Annotated in this window: 19 protein-coding genes; 12 read left to right on the top strand and 7 right to left on the bottom strand. The window is 65.0% G+C overall.

Annotated elements, in window-relative coordinates; translation table 11 throughout:
- The first annotated feature begins 12 nt into the window (after nucleotides 1–12).
- Together BLQ58_RS08425 and BLQ58_RS08420 are read left to right on the top strand one after the other, a co-directional pair.
- A complete protein-coding gene (locus BLQ58_RS08425; protein ID WP_092596386.1) occupies nucleotides 13–951 on the top strand; it encodes a DMT family transporter in 939 nt (312 codons plus the stop codon).
- A gap of 87 nt (nucleotides 952–1038) precedes the next feature.
- Nucleotides 1039–1626, top strand: coding sequence for a malonic semialdehyde reductase (locus tag BLQ58_RS08420; RefSeq protein ID WP_092596383.1), 588 nt, complete (start codon nucleotides 1039–1041; stop codon nucleotides 1624–1626).
- A gap of 91 nt (nucleotides 1627–1717) precedes the next feature.
- Here BLQ58_RS08420 and BLQ58_RS08415 read toward each other — a convergent pair whose 3' ends face one another.
- The 3 genes from BLQ58_RS08415 to BLQ58_RS08405 are packed head-to-tail and all read right to left on the bottom strand — an operon-like array spanning nucleotide 1718 to nucleotide 4951.
- The gene (locus BLQ58_RS08415) at nucleotides 1718–2443 is read right to left on the bottom strand and encodes a Coq4 family protein (protein WP_092596380.1); all 726 of its coding nucleotides are present in this window, start codon (nucleotides 2441–2443) and stop codon (nucleotides 1718–1720) included.
- A 28-nt stretch (nucleotides 2444–2471) separates the two neighbouring features.
- Nucleotides 2472–3440 carry an alpha/beta fold hydrolase gene (locus BLQ58_RS08410; RefSeq protein WP_092596377.1) on the bottom strand — a complete coding sequence of 323 codons (969 nt, stop codon included), beginning with the start codon at nucleotides 3438–3440 and terminating at the stop codon, nucleotides 2472–2474.
- Entirely contained in the window at nucleotides 3437–4951 is a 1515-nt protein-coding gene (locus tag BLQ58_RS08405; protein WP_092596374.1) for a flavin-containing monooxygenase, read from the bottom strand. The genes BLQ58_RS08410 and BLQ58_RS08405 overlap by 4 nt, the downstream gene beginning before the upstream one ends.
- Nucleotides 4952–5026: 75 nt before the next feature.
- On the opposite strand from BLQ58_RS08405, the gene BLQ58_RS08400 reads away from it, so the two are divergent.
- Entirely contained in the window at nucleotides 5027–5656 is a 630-nt protein-coding gene (locus tag BLQ58_RS08400; protein WP_092596371.1) for a TetR/AcrR family transcriptional regulator, read from the top strand.
- On the opposite strand, the gene nth is transcribed toward BLQ58_RS08400, so the two are convergent.
- Both nth and rsxB read right to left on the bottom strand, forming a co-directional pair.
- Entirely contained in the window at nucleotides 5653–6297 is a 645-nt protein-coding gene (gene nth, locus BLQ58_RS08395) for an endonuclease III (protein WP_092596368.1), read from the bottom strand. The genes BLQ58_RS08400 and nth overlap by 4 nt on opposite strands.
- Nucleotides 6294–7154, bottom strand: a complete 861-nt coding sequence (gene rsxB / locus BLQ58_RS08390) for an electron transport complex subunit RsxB (protein ID WP_092596365.1) — start codon at nucleotides 7152–7154, stop codon at nucleotides 6294–6296. Before rsxB ends, nth begins: the two co-directional genes overlap by 4 nt.
- A gap of 190 nt (nucleotides 7155–7344) precedes the next feature.
- Here rsxB and BLQ58_RS08385 point away from each other — a divergent pair, with 190 nt between their 5' ends.
- The gene (locus BLQ58_RS08385) at nucleotides 7345–7980 is read left to right on the top strand and encodes a TetR/AcrR family transcriptional regulator (RefSeq protein WP_092596362.1); all 636 of its coding nucleotides are present in this window, start codon (nucleotides 7345–7347) and stop codon (nucleotides 7978–7980) included.
- Nucleotides 7981–8082: 102 nt separating this feature from the next.
- On the opposite strand, the gene BLQ58_RS08380 is transcribed toward BLQ58_RS08385, so the two are convergent.
- Together BLQ58_RS08380 and BLQ58_RS08375 are read right to left on the bottom strand one after the other, a co-directional pair.
- Nucleotides 8083–9321 (bottom strand): polyhydroxyalkanoate depolymerase, encoded by a 1239-nt coding sequence (locus tag BLQ58_RS08380; protein ID WP_092596359.1) that lies wholly within the window; start codon nucleotides 9319–9321, stop codon nucleotides 8083–8085.
- Between the two features lie 232 nt (nucleotides 9322–9553).
- Nucleotides 9554–10750 (bottom strand): amino acid aminotransferase, encoded by a 1197-nt coding sequence (locus BLQ58_RS08375; protein ID WP_092596356.1) that lies wholly within the window; start codon nucleotides 10748–10750, stop codon nucleotides 9554–9556.
- A gap of 230 nt (nucleotides 10751–10980) precedes the next feature.
- On the opposite strand from BLQ58_RS08375, the gene uvrB reads away from it, so the two are divergent.
- From uvrB to iscA, 8 genes are all read left to right on the top strand, one after another.
- Nucleotides 10981–13074, top strand: coding sequence for an excinuclease ABC subunit UvrB (gene uvrB / locus BLQ58_RS08370; RefSeq protein ID WP_092596353.1), 2094 nt, complete (start codon nucleotides 10981–10983; stop codon nucleotides 13072–13074).
- Nucleotides 13075–13181: 107 nt separating this feature from the next.
- Entirely contained in the window at nucleotides 13182–13403 is a 222-nt protein-coding gene (locus tag BLQ58_RS08365; protein WP_092596350.1) for a hypothetical protein, read from the top strand.
- A gap of 56 nt (nucleotides 13404–13459) precedes the next feature.
- Nucleotides 13460–13699 carry a hypothetical protein gene (locus tag BLQ58_RS08360; RefSeq protein ID WP_092596347.1) on the top strand — a complete coding sequence of 80 codons (240 nt, stop codon included), beginning with the start codon at nucleotides 13460–13462 and terminating at the stop codon, nucleotides 13697–13699.
- A gap of 94 nt (nucleotides 13700–13793) precedes the next feature.
- Nucleotides 13794–14252: a low molecular weight protein-tyrosine-phosphatase gene (locus tag BLQ58_RS08355; protein WP_092596344.1), complete on the top strand. Its 459-nt coding sequence runs from the start codon at nucleotides 13794–13796 to the stop codon at nucleotides 14250–14252.
- 198 nt (nucleotides 14253–14450) lie between these two features.
- On the top strand, nucleotides 14451–15005 hold the full coding sequence (gene iscR, locus BLQ58_RS08350) for a Fe-S cluster assembly transcriptional regulator IscR (RefSeq protein WP_092596341.1): 555 nt from the start codon (nucleotides 14451–14453) through the stop codon (nucleotides 15003–15005).
- A gap of 74 nt (nucleotides 15006–15079) precedes the next feature.
- Nucleotides 15080–16300 carry an IscS subfamily cysteine desulfurase gene (locus BLQ58_RS08345; RefSeq protein WP_092596338.1) on the top strand — a complete coding sequence of 407 codons (1221 nt, stop codon included), beginning with the start codon at nucleotides 15080–15082 and terminating at the stop codon, nucleotides 16298–16300.
- A gap of 55 nt (nucleotides 16301–16355) precedes the next feature.
- Complete coding sequence (iscU, locus tag BLQ58_RS08340) at nucleotides 16356–16757, top strand: Fe-S cluster assembly scaffold IscU (RefSeq protein WP_066738828.1); 402 nt, start codon at nucleotides 16356–16358, stop codon at nucleotides 16755–16757.
- Nucleotides 16758–16838: 81 nt separating this feature from the next.
- Entirely contained in the window at nucleotides 16839–17159 is a 321-nt protein-coding gene (gene iscA, locus BLQ58_RS08335) for an iron-sulfur cluster assembly protein IscA (RefSeq protein ID WP_066738950.1), read from the top strand.

Below are 17159 nucleotides of genomic sequence, written 5' to 3'. Positions count from 1 at the left end.
CATTTCGCCCCCATGACCGCCTCCGCCACCGGCACCCTGGGCCACGCCCGCGACAAACTCGCTGGCGTGCTGCTGATCGCGCTGTCGGCCAGCGCCTTTGGCGCCATGGCCATCTTCGCGCGCTTCGCCTACGCGGCGGGTGCCGATGTCTATGGCCTGCTGGCCGTGCGCTTCGTGGTGGCGGCCATCGCCATGGCGTTCGTCATGCGCGCGCGCGGCATCGCACTGCCGCCATGGCGGCGCGTGCTGGCACTGGCCGCGATGGGCGGCATCGGCTACGTTGGGCAGTCCTACTGCTTCTTCACTGCGCTGAACCACGCGCAGGCCAGCCTGGTGGCGCTGCTGCTCTATCTCTATCCGCTGTTCGTGACGATCCTGGCGGCGGTCTTCCTGAAGGAACGGCTGACCACGCCGGCCGTGATCGCGCTGGTACTGTGCTCGGTCGGGGCGGGCCTGACCGTGGGCGGCGGCGAGGGCGAGCCGCTCGGCATCGCGCTGGGCGTGGCGGCTGCCGTGATCTATTCGGTCTACATCGTGGTGGGCGCGCGCGTGACGGCGGGCGTCAATGCCATCGCCACTACTACGGTGATCTGTTCGGCGGCGGCGCTGGTCTATGTGACGGTGGGCATCCTGCGCACCGGCGCCGGCGTGCCGCCGCAGTTTCCGTCCACGGGCGGCGGCTGGCTGGCGCTGGTGGCCATCGCACTGGTGTCGACGGTGCTGGCCATCCTGACCTTCTTCGCCGGCCTGCAGAAGCTGGGGGCCTCCAAGGCGTCGATGCTGTCGACGTTGGAGCCAGTAGTCACGGTGGCGCTGGCGGCCGCGCTGCTGGGCGAGCATATCGGCGCCACGCAGGCCGTGGGCGGCGGGCTGATCCTGTTGGGTGTCCTTTGGCTCACCCGCCGGGCCAGCGGCACGCCGCCGCTGGATGCCGCCGACGAACGGAATTGAACGGTTTCATCAATCCGCTTGTGGGATGACGGCCCGCGCTTGGGTACAATCGCGCTTCCTTCCTTCACAAAACCCGGAAAACGCGCAATGAAATCCGTCGATCAGGCTGCCATCGCACAATTGTTCACCGAAGCCCGCACCCATAACGTGTGGCAAGACAAGCATGTGGACGATGCGCTGCTGAAGCAGGTCTACGAAGCGATGAAGTTCGGCCCCACGGCGGCGAACAGCTCGCCGGCCCGCATCGTGTTCGTGAAGTCGGCCGAGCAGAAGGCCCGCCTGGTGGAATGCGTGTCCGCCGGCAACCTGGAAAAGACCCGTTCGGCGCCGGTCACCGCGATCATCGCCTTCGACAACGCGTTCCATGACCAGCTGCCGAAGCTGTTCCCGCACGCCGACGCGCGTTCCTGGTACGCCGGCAATGACGAGAAGATTGCCCGCGATGCCCTGATGAACAGCTCGCTGCAGGGCGGCTACTTCATCCTGGCCGCCCGTGCCCTGGGCCTCGACTGCGGCCCGATGGGCGGCTTCGATGCCGACAAGGTCAACGCCGCGTTCTTCCCCGACGGCAAGTGGTCGGTCAACTTCCTGATCAACCTGGGCTATGGCGAGGCTGACAAGCTGCATCCGCGCCTGCCGCGCCTGTCGTTCGACGAAGCTTGCCGCATCGTCTGATCCGGGCTTCCAGCGAGTTTGCCGCAAACGAAAAGCGACCCACCGGGTCGCTTTTTTGTTGCCGGATGTAGTGGGGTGCCGATGGGCGGGCTCAGGCCGACCACTCCTGCACCGGATTGCACGCCTGGTAGCGCACCGGCTCCGTAATGCCCAGCCGGGCGCGTGCCGCGTCGAACGGTTCGTTCAGCAGTTTTTCGTAGTCCTCGCCCAGCAACCAGCCGGCGCGGCGGCCGTGCCGGTAGCCTTCCAGCACCGCGCGGGCGAAGGCCAGGCTCCGCGTTACGCGCCAGCTTTTCAGCGATGCGGCGATGGCGATAAAGGCCCAGCCCTTGCCGCCCGTTTGCGCGTAGCTGAACGCCACCAGCGCCGCTTCGCCCAGGCTCTCGTCGGCGCGATAGCCGGTCAGCACGTGCCAGATGTCGTGGACGTCGCGGGTCCGCCGGCCGAACCACATGTAGGCGTCCTCGACGATGGGCTCCTGGTTCAGGTTCGATACCTTGGCCAGGCCATCGGCGCTGTAGCCGGTTTTTTCAAGGAAAGCGCGATATGCGGCGCCCACCGTGCCCGGTGCGAAGCGCGCCACGTAGTCCGGATCGGATAGTTTTTCCGCCAGTTCGATGCGCTGATAGGCCATGCGCCGCCCCTCGGGCGTCGATAGCAGACGGCTGTAGTTGCGCGGCATCGACGGGCCGTTCAGCGCGCGCATGATCTTGAACACCTGTTCGGTGTCGTTGCCGTCGGCCAGCAGCTTGCGGATGGCCTGGAACGCGGTGCCCAGGTCGCGCCTGTAGGGGTTGAAACCGGTGGAGGAAGCCATGGCGAGTCCTTTCGGTGAAAGCTGCAGGTCAGGCGGTTGCCGGCTCGCGCAGGCGGGCGGCCGCGTTGCGCACGAAATCGACGCTGGCATCGATGGCGGTGACCGGCAGCATATGCCCGCCGGTCACGAGCGTCAGCCGGGCGGCGGGCACCCGGGCGACAAAGGCTTCGCCATTCTTGCGGTAGTCCAGAATCCGGTCTTCGCGGCCGAACAGGATGCTGACCGGCACGCGCAGGTCGCCATATTGCGCCACCAGCGGCGGCAGGCTGTGTGCGGCACCGATCAGGTCTTCGGACGCGCCCAGGAAATGTCCCGGCCGCAGCGCCAGCAGGCCGCCTCCGCGCACGGGGAAGTCGGCCGGCACGGCATCGGGGCCGAAGACGATATCCATGACCTGCTCGCGATTGCGGATCGACATGGGGATCAGCAGCGTCCAGGCGATCAGCTTGCGCACGGCCGCGCTGGGGATCGTCATGGCCTTGAACACGGGCGAGATTTCCTCGGGCGGATGGGTCAGCGGGGCGATCAACGCCAGCCCGCCCACGCGCTCGGGATGGTAGGTGGCCAGCGCCAGCGCAATGGCGCCGCCGAGCGAATGGCCCACTACCAGCGGTTTTTCCAGCCCGAGCCGGTCGATCAGCGCTGCGAGCGTGTCGGCCTGTGCGCGCAGGTCGGCCGGCGCACCGGGCGCGCGTGTGGACCAGCCGGCGGCGGGCCGATCGACGGCCACCACGCGGAAATCGCGCGCCAGCGGTTCGACCATCCCGTAAGCGAAGTTGGCAAGCTGGCCGGACAGCCCGTGAACCAGCAGCACCGGCTGGCCCTGGCCCTGCTCGATCACGTGCAGGCGGGCGCCGGGTACGTCGACGAAGTGGCCGGTGGGCGGCAGTCCGGCTTCGATCTTGCGCACCGTCTGACGGGTGAACAGGAACAGCAGGACGAGCAGGGCGGCGGCCAGCGCCACCACCACGGCGATCAGCGCAAGAAGGATGTTCAAGATTGGGCCTCGGCAATCGGATCGTTGGTCGGCAGCGTGGCCGCCACGCGGTCGAAGCGCAGCACGCCATCGTCGATGCGGCCATGCCGGATGGTCAGCATGTCCATGAGGTAATTCTGATACACGCGCCACGGTTTGCGTTGCCCCTGCCGGGGCAGCACCGACGCGGCACGCTGCACGTAGCCCGACGAGAAGTCCAGGAACGGCACGGTCGGCACCGTCGGATCGACTTCGGGCATCGCCATGCGGTAGCCGCGCCGGTCCATGAACCGCAGCAGACGGCAGACATATTCGGCGGTGAGATCGGCCTTGAGCGTCCATGACGCATTGGTGTAGCCGAACGCCAGCACCAGGTTTGGCACGTTGCCCAGCATCATGCCCTTGTAGGCCAGCGATTCGGACGGCCGGCGCGGCTGGCCATCGACGGTCAGCGCGATATCGCCAAGCATGTTCAGCTTGAGGCCGGTGGCGACGACCACCACATCGGCCGGCAGCGTCTGGCCGGACTTGAGCACGATGCCATCGGCGGTAAAGCGGTCGATCTGGTCGGTAACCACCGAGGCGCGGCCGTTGCGGATTTCTCGGAACAGGTCGCCATCGGGCACCAGGCAGACGCGCTGGTCCCATGGGTTGTAGCGCGGCGTGAAATGGGTGCCGACATCGAAGCCCGGCGTCAGCTGCGCGGCGGCCATGCCGACGATGCGCTCCTTGACCTTGGCCGGCCGGCGGCGCGCCAACTGGAAGAAGAACATGCCCAGCAGCACGTTTTTCCAGCGCGTGGCGCGGTAGGCCAGGCGCTCGGGCAGCATGCGGCGCAGCTTGTGCGCGATGGGGTCTTCGCCCGGTCGCGTCACGATATAGGTGGGCGAACGCTGCAGCATCGTCACATGGGCGGCGGTCTCGGCCATGGCCGGCACCAGCGTGACGGCCGTGGCACCGCTGCCGATCACCACCACGCGCTTGCCCGCATAGTCGATCGACGGGTCCCAGAACTGCGGATGGACCATCTGTCCGCGGAATTCCTGCTCGCCCGGAAACTCGGGCCGGTGACCTTCGGCGTAGCTGTAGTAGCCGGCGCAGACATAGAGCAGGCGGGCGCGCAGGCGCTGGCGGCTGCCATCGGCGCGGCGTTCGGCCTCGATCGTCCAGCAGGCTTCGTCGCTACGCCAGGCGGCGCCCACGACCTTGTGTCCGAACCGGATGTGGCGGGTAATGCCCGTTTCTTCGGCTGTTTCGCGGATATAGGCCAGGATCGACGGGCCGTCCGCAATGGCCTTGGCACCGCGCCAGGGCTTGAAGCGGTAGCCCAGCGTGTACATGTCGGAATCGGAGCGGATGCCGGGATAGCGGAACAGGTCCCAGGTGCCGCCGATGGCGTCGCGGGCTTCCAGGATGGCGAAACGCTTGTCCGGGCACCGGTGCTGCAGTTGGCGGGCGGCGCCGATGCCGGACAAGCCGGCACCAACGATCAGGACATCCAGAACATCGTCATCGGGACTGTGAGGGCGCATGACGGCTACCGGAGGCGAGTGGGTATTCTGACAACATAGGTTGTCAGAAGCCATCTGACAATAGGGAATGTCATAATGGCCGCCATGACCACCGAGCTATCTCCCGCCCGCCGCTACCGCGGCGCCGAAGCCGAAGAGCGCCGCGCCCAGCGGCGCGGGCAGCTGATTGCCGCCGCCGTGCAGGTCTATGGCGAGCGAGGCTACCAGAATGCCACCGTCAAGGCGGTGTGCGAGGCGGCGGGGCTCACGGAACGGTACTTCTACGAATCGTTCGCCAACAGCGAGGCATTGCTGCTGGCATCGTATGAAACGGTCACGCACCGCCTGCTTCAAACGCTGGCAAGGGCCGGGGAAGAGGCCGGTGGCAGCGGCGAACACCGCGTGCTGGCCATGCTGCGCGCCTATTTCGGAGCGCTGCAGTGCGAGCCGCGCTCGGCGCGCGTGTTTCTGGTGGAGATTCGCGGGGTCAGCAAGCTCGTGGACGAGGCGCTGGCGGTATCGCTATGCGATTTCGGCGCCCTGATGGCCCGGACGCTGCTGCCGCCCGGCGCGAAGGTGGATCCGATGCTGGCCGCCGGCGTGGCGGGCGGCATCGTGCATGTGGCGCTGTACTGGATCCGCAACGGCTACACGCCAGACGTGGACACCGTGGCGCGCACCGCCTTGCAGCTGGCGCTGGTCCTGAAGGGGCCGAACCCGGCCTAGACGTTCGGTGCGGGAGTCTTCGGCCTGAACTCGCAGAGGGGCTCGATGGCGCAATGCCAGCATTCGGGCTTGCGAGCCTTGCAGACGTAGCGGCCATGCAGGATCAGCCAGTGGTGGGCGTCGTGCAGGAACTCGGTCGGCGTTACCTTCAACAGCTTCTGTTCCACGGCATCGGGGTTCTTGCCCGGCGCCAGTCCGGTGCGGTTGGCCACGCGGAAGATATGCGTGTCGACCGCAATCGTCGGCTGGCCGAACGCCACGTTCAGTACCACGTTCGCGGTCTTGCGGCCGACGCCCGGCAAGGCCTCCAGCGCCTCTCGCACGGGCGGCACCTTGCCGCCATGCTGCGCGACGAGGATCCGGCAGGTTTCCATCACGTGTTTGGCCTTGGTCTTGTACAGACCGATGGTCTTGATGTACTCGATCAGGCCAGCCTCGCCCAGGTCCAGGATCTGCTGCGGGGTATGGGCCACCGGAAACAGCTTGCGCGTGGCCTTGTTCACGCCGACGTCGGTGGCCTGGGCGGACAGTAGCACCGCGATCAGCAGCTCGAACGGCGAGCTGTATTCGAGTTCCGTTTCCGGGGTGGGATTGACCTCGCGCAGGGTCTCGAAGATGGCAAGGCGCTTGGCGGGATTCATGAGCGGGAATCGTCGTTATGGTCGTTGTCGCCGGTTGCGGTGCTGCCGTCCGGGCTCTGGCGTTCCTGGCCGGGCTGGTCCGTCAGGCCCCGTTTCGCACGGCGCGCTTCGGCGGCATCGATCTGCGCCTGCACGGCCGGCGACACATTGTCGGTGTTGCGGGGCTGCACGGCGGCCGCCTTCTGGCGCGCGCGTTCGATGGCGGCCTGGATGATCGCCTTCTTGCGCGCCTGCGCGGCCTGTTCCGCCTCGCTGGCTGCGGCTTCGGCCTGCAGTGCTTCCAGCTTGGCCGCGGCCTTGGCGGCCAGGCGGGCGTCGTTTTCCTCGCGCTCGCGCACCAGGCGCACCTTGCGCGACTGATAGCGACCGTACGCGGCATCGGCCTGTTCCTGCGACCAGGCGGCCCAGCCCGTATTCGCGCCGGTGACCGGAATCATCGCAATGCAATCGACGGGGCAGGGGGCCACGCAGAGGTCGCAGCCGGTACACCAGTCGGGCAGCACGGTATGCATCTGCTTGGCGGCGCCGACGATGGCGTCCACCGGGCAGGCCTGGATGCACAGCGTGCAGCCGATACATAGTGATTCGTCGATTCGGGCCACGGCACGGGCCTGCTCGACGCCCCGCGCGGGGTCCAGCGGCTGGGGCGCGACCCCAAGCACGGCCGACAGCCGCACGATGCCCTCGGCGCCGCCCGGCGGGCAGCGGTTGCTTGCCGCCTCGCCCGCGGCCATGGCTTCGGCGTAGGGGCGGCAGCCGTCGAACCCACATTTGGTGCATTGGGTTTGCGGCAGCAGGGCTTCAAGGCGGTCAGCCAGGCTGGCGTCGCCGGCAACGGACGAGGGGGAACGGATCACGACGGAAAACGGAATCAGGGGGACGACTGGAATCTTGCACGCCTCTGTGGACGTGTGTGCGGCAAGGATTATCCCCGATTTCGCCGCGGTGCAGAAAAGGCGATGATTCGCCGTCACCCGAACGGGAAGAGGAGCCCGGACGAGGTGACGGGCTGTGCCATAATCCGCGCAACTGACAGATCAGATATTCATGTCGAACGAGCCAAAAACCAAGCGGGACCCCGAAGGCACGCGCCGCCGCATCATGGCCGCCGCCACCGAGGAGTTTGCCAAGGGCGGGCTGGCGGGCGCACGCGTCGACCAGATCGCACGCCGCGCCGAGACCAACGAGCGCATGCTCTATTACTACTACGGCAGCAAGGAAGGCCTGTTCCTGGCCGTGCTCGAAAAACAGTACGCCGAGTTTCGCGCGGCCGAGGAGCAGCTGCATGTCACCGACGAAGACCCCGAGGCGGCGGTGCGCACGCTGGCCCGCTTCGTCTGGGACTGGTACTACGCCCATCCGGAGTTCATCCGGCTCGTGAACAGCGAGAACCTGCATGAGGCGCGCCATCTGAAAAAATCGGCCCAGCTCCATCAGCTGATCAATCCGGTGGTGGACGTGCTGGCCGACATCATCAGGCGCGGGCAGCAGCAGGGCGTGTTCCGCGACAACATCGACGTGCCGCAGTTCTACCTGACCATTTCGGCGCTGGGCTACTACGTGCTGTCGAACCGGTACACGATCAGCGCCGTCATCGGCCGCGACGTGGCCACCGAGGAAGAGCACGCGCGCTTTGCCGACCTGCATACCGACATGCTGCTGTCGTATCTGACCAATCGCTGAGGCATCGCTCAGCGGTATAGTCGATCGGCCATAAAACTAAAACGCCCGCGAGGTCCTCGCGGGCGTTCTGCCATTCCGGCCCTGGGCGGGGCCAGGCCAGGCTCAGTACTTGCGGATGAAGTCGCGCAGTTCCGGATAGATGTTGTCGCGCCAGCGACGGCCCGAGAAGATCCCGTAGTGGCCGCACTTCGGCGCGGTGATGTGTTGCTTGCGCGTTTTCGGAATGCCGGCGCACAGGTCGTGCGCGGCGGCCGTCTGGCCCGCGCCCGAGATGTCGTCGAGCTCGCCTTCGATCGTCAGCAGCGCCGTGCCCTTGATGTCCTGCGGGCGCACCGGGTCGCCGTCGATTTCCCACGTGCCGTTGGCCAGGCGGAATTCCTGGAACACTTCGCGGATCGTGTCGAGGTAGTACTCGGCGGCCATGTCCAGCACCGCGTTGTATTCGTCGTAGAAGCGCACGTGCGCTTCGGCGTCGTCGGCGTCGCCCTCGATCAGGCTCAGGTAATAGTCATAGTGCGACGACAGATGGCGGTCCGGATTCATCGCCACGAAGCCGGCGTGCTGCAGGAAGCCCGGATAGACCTTGCGGCCATGGCCCGGATAGTTCGCCGGCACCGTGTAGATGACGTTGTTCTCGAACCATTCGAACGACTTGTTGGTGGCCAGGGAGTTGACCGAAGTCGGGCTCTTGCGCGCGTCGATCGGGCCGCCCATCATCGTCATCGTGCGCGGCGTCTGTTCGCCGGCCGACGCCATCAGCGAGATGGCGGCGAGCACCGGGACGGTAGGCTGGCAGACCGAGATCACGTGCAGCTTGTCGGCGCCGATATGTCGGATGAATTCCTGGATGTAGTAGATGTAGTCGGCGAGGTGGAACGCGCCTTCCTCGGCCGGCACCATGCGGGCATCGACCCAGTCGGTCACATAGACCTTGTGGTCCTGCAGCAGCGTGCGCACGGTGTCGCGCAGCAGCGTGGCGTGGTGGCCCGACAGCGGCGCGCAGACCAGCACCACGGGCTCGTCCTTGAGCAGCTTGATGGTCTCGGGGTCGTCGGCATACCGCTTGAAGCGCACCAGCTTGCAGAACGGCTTTTCCAGCACGGTCTGTTCGACGATGGGGATCTCGCGGCCATTCGAGCGTACGCTCTTGATGCCGAACTCCGGCTTCTCGTATTCCTTGCCGAGCCGGTACAACAGCTCGTATCCAGCCGCCATCCGGGGCGCGCCCGGAATCAGCGAGAGGGGGCTGAGGGGATTCGTAAATGTCTTGGCGGTCGCCTGGGCCCACGCTGTCAGCGGGTTCAGCATCGAACGCTGGAATTCATGCAGTTGGTAAAGCATGCCGGTACCTGTCTAGCCTTTCTTGTCGCGAGTGCTTGTCGCGCAACTGATTATGCCCGCAATCGAACGATCGTGCTTTGCAGCATACGCTTCCAAATTACGCCGGCAAGCAGGGAAGACAATAGGACATTGGCGCTAAATCTGGATGACACCGCCTGACAATGACAAAAAAGGCGACCTGAGTGGCCTCCAGGTCGCCTTTTGCCGCTGACGCAGGGTCGGGTGTTGCTTTTTAGTACACCGCGGCGATGGCGTTGACCACGGCGTCGATGTTGCGGCTGTTCAGCGCGGCCACGCAGATGCGACCGGTGCCGACGGCGTAGATGCCATGCTCGTTGCGCAGGCGGTCCACCTGGGCCGAGGTCAGGCCCGAGTACGAGAACATGCCGCGCTGGGCCTTCACGAACGAGAAGTCGCCCGGCACGCCCTTGGCGGCCAGCTTGTCGACCAGCGCGTTACGCATCAGCTTGATGCGGTCGCGCATTTCGGCCAGTTCCTGCTCCCACATGGCGCGCAGTTCCGGGCTGTTCAGCACGGTGGCCACCACGGTGCCGCCGTGGGTCGGCGGATTGGAGTAGTTCGTGCGGATCACGCGCTTGATCTGCGACATCACGCGCTGGGCTTCTTCCTTGCCCGTAGTGACGATCGACAGGGCGCCAACGCGCTCGCCGTACAGCGAGAAGCTCTTCGAGAACGAGCTCGACACGAAGAACGGCAGGCCCGATTCGGCAAACAGACGCACGGCGGCGCCGTCCGGCTCGATGCCTTCGGCAAAGCCCTGGTAGGCCATGTCCAGGAACGGAATCAGGTTGCGTTCCTGGACCAGTTCCACTACCTGTTTCCACTGGGCGTCGTTCAGGTCCACGCCGGTCGGGTTGTGGCAGCACGCGTGCAGCACGACGATCGTGTTGGCCGGATACGACTTCAGCGATTCCACCATGCCGGCGAAGTTCAGGCCGTGCGACGGGGCATCGTAGTACGCATAGTTGACCACCGGGAAGCCGGCGGATTCGAACAGCGCGCGGTGGTTTTCCCAGCTCGGATCGCTGATGGCGACCGATGCGTTCGGGTACAGACGCTTCAGGAAGTCGGCGCCGATCTTCAGGGCGCCCGTGCCGCCAAGTGCCTGAGCCGTCACGACGCGGCCTTCGGTAATGAGCGCCGAATCCTTGCCGAACAGCAGGGTCTGCACGGCCTGGTCGTAGGCTGCGATGCCTTCGATCGGCAGGTAGCCGCGCGGGGTGGCGCTGGTCAGGCGGGCCTTTTCGGCTTCCTGGACGGCGCGCAGCAGCGGAATTTTCCCTTCGTCGGTGAAGTACACGCCAACGCCCAGATTCACTTTGGTGGCGCGGGTATCGGCATTGAATGCTTCATTCAGGCCCAGGATCGGGTCGCGCGGGGCCATCTCGACGGCAGAAAACAAACTCATTTGGGATCTCGTGGTCAGCTGTGTAACAAAACGGAGGGCGTAGAATGCTTCGAACTGCGCTGTGGCTGCGGCGGCACCGGTGACGGGCTCCTGACTGACTTCCTGTCACTACTGACAAAACCTGACAGTATCCGTGCGGCAAACTATGGCCAACCGGGCTTGAACCGATCCGCGCAACCCCCAGATTCTAGCGTATCCCGCCAGTTTTCCTCAGGTTTTTCCCTACGTTTATGACGAATCTCGCTGAAGTCGCCCCGCCCCTGGACGAAGACAAATTCGTCACGTTCCCGGGATCCCCATTCCAGCTGTACCAGCCGTATCCGCCCGCGGGCGACCAGCCCGAAGCGATCCGGCAACTGGTGGAGGGCATTGAGGACGGCCTGTCGTTCCAGACGCTGCTGGGCGTGACCGGCTCGGGCAAGACCTTCACGATGGCCAATGTGATTGCCCGGATGGGCCGGCCGGCCATCGTATTTGCGCCAAACAAGACCCTGGCGGCGCAGCTGTATTCGGAATTTCGCGAATTTTTCCCGCGCAATGCGGTGGAATATTTCGTCAGCTACTACGACTACTACCAGCCTGAGGCCTATGTGCCGCAGCGCGACCTGTTCATCGAAAAGGACTCGTCGATCAACGAGCATATCGAGCAGATGCGGCTGTCGGCCACCAAGAGCCTGCTGGAGCGGCGCGACACGATCATCGTGGCGACGGTGTCGGCGATCTACGGTATCGGCAATCCGAGCGAATACCATCAGATGATCCTGACGCTGCGTACCGGCGACAAGCTGAGCCAGCGCGACGTGATCGCGCGGCTGATCGCCATGCAGTACACGCGCAACGAGACCGACTTCCAGCGCGGCACGTTCCGCGTGCGCGGCGACACGCTCGACATCTTCCCGGCCGAGCATGCCGAGATGGCCGTGCGTGTGGAGCTGTTCGACGACGAGGTGGACTCGCTGCAGTTCTTCGACCCGCTGACGGGCCGCGTCCGTCAGAAGATTCCGCGCTTCACCGTCTACCCGTCGAGCCACTACGTGACGCCGCGCGAGACCGTGCTGCGCGCGATCGAGGACATCAAGGTGGAGCTGCGCGAGCGGCTCGACTTCTTCTACAAGGAAAACCGGCTGGTCGAGGCACAGCGGCTGGAGCAGCGCACGCGCTTCGACCTGGAAATGCTGTCGGAACTGGGGTTCTGCAAGGGTATCGAAAACTATTCGCGCCACCTTTCGGGCGCCAAGCCGGGCGAGCCGCCGCCGACGCTGGTGGACTACCTGCCGCCCGACGCGCTGATGTTCCTGGATGAATCGCACGTGCTGATCGGCCAGTTGAACGGCATGTACAACGGCGACCGGGCGCGCAAGACCACGCTGGTGGAGTACGGCTTCCGGCTGCCGTCGGCGCTGGACAACCGGCCGCTCAAGTTCGAGGAATACGAGCGCAAGATGCGCCAGGCGGTCTTCGTCACCGCCACGCCGGCGAACTACGAGAAGGAGCACGCAGGGCAGGTGGTGGAGCAGGTGGTGCGGCCGACCGGCCTGGTCGACCCGATCATCCACGTGCGGCCCGCCACCACGCAGGTGGACGACCTGCTCAGCGAGATCCACTTGCGGCTGCAGGCCGGCGAGCGTGTGCTGGTGACCACGCTGACCAAGCGCATGGCCGAGCAGCTGACCGAGTTCCTGTCCGAAAACGGCATCAAGGTGCGCTACCTGCATTCGGACATCGATACGGTCGAGCGCGTGGAAATCATCCGCGACCTGCGCCTGGGCACGTTCGACGTGCTGGTCGGGATCAACCTGCTGCGCGAAGGCCTGGATATCCCGGAGGTGTCGCTGGTGGCCATCCTCGATGCCGACAAGGAAGGCTTCCTGCGGGCCGAGCGGTCGCTGATCCAGACCATCGGGCGGGCCGCCCGTAACGTCAATGGCACCGCCATTCTCTACGGCGACCGCATGACCGATTCGATGCGGGTGGCGATCCAGGAGACCGAGCGCCGCCGCGCCAAGCAGATCGCGCACAACGAGGCCCACGGCATTACGCCGCGCGGCGTGGTCAAGCGGATCAAGGACATCATCGATGGCGTCTACGACGCCGACGAGGTCAAGGCCGAGCTGACCGCCGCCGCGGAACGCGCGAAATACGAGGACATGAGCGAGAAGCAGGTGGCCAAGGAAATCAAGCGCCTGGAGAAGCAGATGCTCGATCACGCCAAGAACCTGGAGTTCGAAAAGGCGGCCCAGGTGCGGGACCAACTTGCCAAGCTGCGGGCGCAGGTGTTCGGGGCCGGCGCCGAAGGCGACCATCTGCTGCCGCCGTCAAGCTGAGGGAAGACCTGATCGGCGCCCGATGGGCATGGTGCGCCACGGCATCCTATAGTGATTAGGCAATCCGCCCAGCGCGGGACGCCGGATCACGAACCAGGGAGTGTGCCATGGTGACACAGTTCGAATATGGTGGTTATACGGTCGTTGCCCGTGCCGTTGCGCATGCGGGCGGCGGTTTTGCCGGGGTACTGACCATTTCCGATGCGTTCGGCGAGCCCGGCGGGCCCACGTTTGAAACCGAGACCGGCTCGGCCGATACGCCAGAGGCAGCGCTGGCGCTGGCGGAGGCCGAAGCCATGCGGACAATAGATGCCGGCGAGGTGAGCTGAAACCCGAATCAGCCCCCAGTCACGCCCGAAGAAGGCCGGCACGCCAGGAGACACTGATGTCCTATAGCAGTGAATGGAAAAAGAGGGTTTTCGAAACGCACGAGATCCAGGTGCTGGTGAAACCCCGGTCGCCCATCGAATGGGACTACACGGTTCGCGTGTGCCGCAAAGGCACGAATATTCGCGCGGCCGACACGCTGGTGGAAACCTCGCCGCCGTCAGAGCACTACAAGTCGCCCACCGACGCCGAGGCAGCCGGGTTCGCGCGCGGCAAGCTGCTGGCCGAGCGGCTGTAGCGGCTGTAGCGGCTCTAGCGGCCCTATCGTCGGGGCGGTTTTTAGCGGTGAGCATGGCGGTAAAATCGCGCCGATGAAAAAATAGGCCATTCTGATGTGCTGCATGGGTAACATCTGCCGTTCTCCAACGGCGGAGGGCGTGCTGCGCGCCAAGCTTCAGGCCGCTGGGCTGTCCGACCGGGTCGAACTCGACTCGGCCGGCACGCACGACTACCACGTGGGCCGCGCGCCCGACGCGCGGAGTCAGCGCGCGGCCTTGCAGCGCGGCTATGACCTTTCCGCGCTGCGGGCCAGTCAGGTGGATGTGGCGGACTTCGACCGCTTCGATCTGGTGCTGGCCATGGATCTGGCGAACATGGCCGGGCTGCGCCGGCTGCTTCCGGAGGTCGGCCCCGACAAGCTGCGCCTGCTGATGAGCTTTGCCACGCGTTATCGGGTCGAGGAAGTGCCGGACCCGTACTACGGCGAGGGCGACGGCTTCGAGCGCGTGTTGGACTACATCGAGGATGCCTGCGACGGCGTGATCGAGATGCTGCGGCGCCAACTGGCCTGAGCACGACTATCAGAATCGCCCGATATGCCATGCCGGAAATCAAGCCGGGGTGCTTTGCATGGCAGTTTTCCGAAGCCGCGACCGCAGGATCGTTATGGGGCGTGGAATAGTGCGTTGCGGGATCGGGTACTTGACTGATTTAGTCGGGATATCTTAAACTCGAGCGAAATTCTCAAGTATTCCCTCTCCCCGAGCATCATGAGACTGACCACCAAAGGCCGCTTCGCGGTAACCGCCATGATCGACCTGGCCATGCGCCAGGATCAGGGTCCTGTCACGCTGGCAGGCATCAGTCAGCGCCAGAAGATCTCGCTGTCGTACCTGGAGCAGCTGTTTGGCAAGCTGCGCCGTCACGAGATCGTCGAGAGCGTGCGCGGTCCGGGCGGTGGTTACAGCCTCGCGCGCAAGGCCGAGGACGTCACGGTGGCAGACATCATCATTGCCGTGGACGAGCCGCTCGATGCCACCCAGTGCGGGGGAAAGGGCAATTGTAACGGAGATGACGGATCCGGGCGCTGCATGACCCACGAGCTGTGGGCCACGCTGAACCAGAAGATGGTGGAGTACCTGGACTCCGTATCGCTGAAGAATCTCGTTGACCAGCAACGCGCCCGCCAGCCGGCCGTGCTGCACGACATGCGCGAAGACGCCGCGCAGCAGCCCGTCACCGTGTCGCGCAGCAAGGCCGAGAAGCAGGAAAAGCCGGCACGCGCCCGCGTGGTCAACTCGGTGTTCAGCCTCGCGCAGTCGTAAGCAAGGTTGCAGCACCTGCATTAAACTATCGGTAGGCAGTACGCGATTAGCGATCCCTATAAGGCAGTCATAAGATGAGCACCACCCCACATTTCCCGATCTACATGGATTACTCGGCCACCACGCCGGTGGACCCGCGCGTGGCGGACAAGATGATTCCGTACCTGCGCGAGCAGTTCGGCAATCCGGCGTCGCGCAGCCACGCGTACGGCTGGGATGCCGAGCGCGCCGTGGAAGAGGCGCGCGAGCAGGTGGCGGCGCTGGTGGGTGCCGATCCGCGCGAGATCGTGTGGACGTCGGGCGCGACCGAGTCGGACAACCTCGCCATCAAGGGCGCGGCCAATTTCTACTCGGGCAAGGGCCGCCACATCATCACCGTGAAGACCGAGCACAAGGCCGTGCTGGACACCACGCGTGAACTGGAGCGCCAGGGCTTCGAGGTGACGTACCTCGACGTCAAGGACGATGGCCTGATCGACATGGAAGTGTTCAAGCAGGCGATCCGCCCGGACACGATCGTGGTGTCGGTGATGCTCGTGAACAACGAGATCGGCGTGATCCAGGATGTCGAGCAGATCGGCGAGATCTGCCGCGAGAAGGGCATCATCTTCCACTGCGATGCCGCGCAGGCCACCGGCAAGGTTGCGATCGACCTGTCCACGCTGAAGTGCGACCTGATGTCGTTCTCGGCCCACAAGACCTACGGCCCGAAGGGCATCGGCGCGCTGTACGTGCGCCGCAAGCCGCGTGTGCGCATCGAAGCGCAGATGCACGGCGGCGGCCACGAGCGCGGCATGCGTTCGGGCACGCTGGCCACGCACCAGATCGTCGGCATGGGCGAGGCGTTCCGCCTGGCCCGCGAGGAAATGGCCACCGAGAACGAGCGCATCCGCATGCTGCGTGACCGCCTGTGGAACGGCCTGTCGTCGATGGAAGAGGTGTACCTGAACGGTTCGATGGAACACCGGGTGCCGCACAACCTGAATGTCAGCTTCAACTTCGTCGAAGGCGAATCGCTGATCATGGCCATCAAGGACGTGGCCGTGTCGTCGGGTTCGGCCTGCACGTCGGCGTCGCTGGAGCCGTCGTACGTGCTGCGCGCCCTGGGCCGCAACGACGAGCTGGCGCATAGCTCGATCCGCTTCACGGTTGGCCGTTTTACGACCGAAGCCGAGATCGACTACACCGTCGAGCTGCTCAAGAACAAGATCGGCAAGCTGCGCGACCTGTCGCCGCTGTGGGAGATGTTCAAGGACGGCGTCGACCTGAATTCGATCCAGTGGGCCGCGCACTGATTGCGATCCACGGTAAAAACAAGAACCCCATAAAGATTCGTCAGAGGTAACCAAAATGTCTTACAGCAACCAGGTTCTCGACCACTATGAAAATCCGCGCAACGTCGGTTCGTTCGACAAGAACGACGACGCGGTGGGCACCGGCATGGTCGGCGCCCCGGCCTGCGGCGACGTGATGAAGCTGCAGATCAAGGTGAACGAGGCGGGTGTGATCGAGGACGCCAAGTTCAAGACCTACGGCTGCGGCTCGGCCATCGCGTCGTCGTCGCTGGTGACCGAATGGGTCAAGGGCAAGACCGTGGATCAGGCGCTGGAGATCAAGAACACCCAGATCGCCGAGGAACTGGCGCTGCCGCCGGTGAAGATCCACTGCTCGATCCTCGCGGAAGACGCCATCAAGGCGGCCGTCGAGGATTACAAGAAGAAGCACGGCGGCGCCGAGCAGAAGGCTGCCTGAGCGGCCTGGTCCGCTTCAGACAAGTTGGTATGGCCGCGCGCGGTGCGGTATCGCGCGTGGCGTTTCGACAGCAAGGCAAAGATGATCACGATGACCGAAAAGGCGGCGAAACATGTTTCCCGCTACCTGGAACGCCGCGGCAAGGGCCTGGGCCTGCGCGTGGGCGTGAAGACCACCGGCTGCTCGGGCCTGGCGTACAAGCTGGAGTACGTGGACGAACTGCAGCCGGAAGACCAGGTGTTCGAGACGCGCGGCATCAAGGTGATCGTCGATCCGAAGAGCCTGCCGTACATCGACGGTACCGAACTGGACTTCGCGCGCGAGGGATTGAACGAAGGCTTCAAGTTCAACAACCCGAACGTCAAGGACGAGTGCGGCTGCGGCGAGTCGTTCCGGGTCTGA

This window comes from Ralstonia sp. 25mfcol4.1 (genome assembly GCF_900104095.1).
Classification (GTDB): domain Bacteria; phylum Pseudomonadota; class Gammaproteobacteria; order Burkholderiales; family Burkholderiaceae; genus Cupriavidus.
This window is presented reverse-complemented; position numbering and strand designations above follow the sequence as displayed.

Bases quoted from the DNA above. Each gene is read 5' to 3' on its own strand.
- BLQ58_RS08385 (WP_092596362.1), top strand. From the start codon at position 7,345: ATGTCGAACGAGCCAAAAACCAAGCGGGACCCCGAAGGCACGCGCCGC.
- BLQ58_RS08425 (WP_092596386.1), top strand. From the start codon at position 13: ATGACCGCCTCCGCCACCGGCACCCTGGGCCACGCCCGCGACAAACTC.
- BLQ58_RS08360 (WP_092596347.1), top strand. From the start codon at position 13,460: ATGTCCTATAGCAGTGAATGGAAAAAGAGGGTTTTCGAAACGCACGAG.
- BLQ58_RS08380 (WP_092596359.1), bottom strand. From the start codon at position 9,321: ATGCTTTACCAACTGCATGAATTCCAGCGTTCGATGCTGAACCCGCTG.
- BLQ58_RS08420 (WP_092596383.1), top strand. From the start codon at position 1,039: ATGAAATCCGTCGATCAGGCTGCCATCGCACAATTGTTCACCGAAGCC.
- BLQ58_RS08355 (WP_092596344.1), top strand. From the start codon at position 13,794: ATGTGCTGCATGGGTAACATCTGCCGTTCTCCAACGGCGGAGGGCGTG.
- BLQ58_RS08400 (WP_092596371.1), top strand. From the start codon at position 5,027: ATGGCCGCCATGACCACCGAGCTATCTCCCGCCCGCCGCTACCGCGGC.
- BLQ58_RS08345 (WP_092596338.1), top strand. From the start codon at position 15,080: ATGAGCACCACCCCACATTTCCCGATCTACATGGATTACTCGGCCACC.
- BLQ58_RS08375 (WP_092596356.1), bottom strand. From the start codon at position 10,750: ATGAGTTTGTTTTCTGCCGTCGAGATGGCCCCGCGCGACCCGATCCTG.
- iscR (WP_092596341.1), top strand. From the start codon at position 14,451: ATGAGACTGACCACCAAAGGCCGCTTCGCGGTAACCGCCATGATCGAC.
- BLQ58_RS08415 (WP_092596380.1), bottom strand. From the start codon at position 2,443: ATGGCTTCCTCCACCGGTTTCAACCCCTACAGGCGCGACCTGGGCACC.
- uvrB (WP_092596353.1), top strand. From the start codon at position 10,981: ATGACGAATCTCGCTGAAGTCGCCCCGCCCCTGGACGAAGACAAATTC.
- BLQ58_RS08405 (WP_092596374.1), bottom strand. From the start codon at position 4,951: ATGCGCCCTCACAGTCCCGATGACGATGTTCTGGATGTCCTGATCGTT.
- iscU (WP_066738828.1), top strand. From the start codon at position 16,356: ATGTCTTACAGCAACCAGGTTCTCGACCACTATGAAAATCCGCGCAAC.
- iscA (WP_066738950.1), top strand. From the start codon at position 16,839: ATGATCACGATGACCGAAAAGGCGGCGAAACATGTTTCCCGCTACCTG.
- BLQ58_RS08365 (WP_092596350.1), top strand. From the start codon at position 13,182: ATGGTGACACAGTTCGAATATGGTGGTTATACGGTCGTTGCCCGTGCC.
- nth (WP_092596368.1), bottom strand. From the start codon at position 6,297: ATGAATCCCGCCAAGCGCCTTGCCATCTTCGAGACCCTGCGCGAGGTC.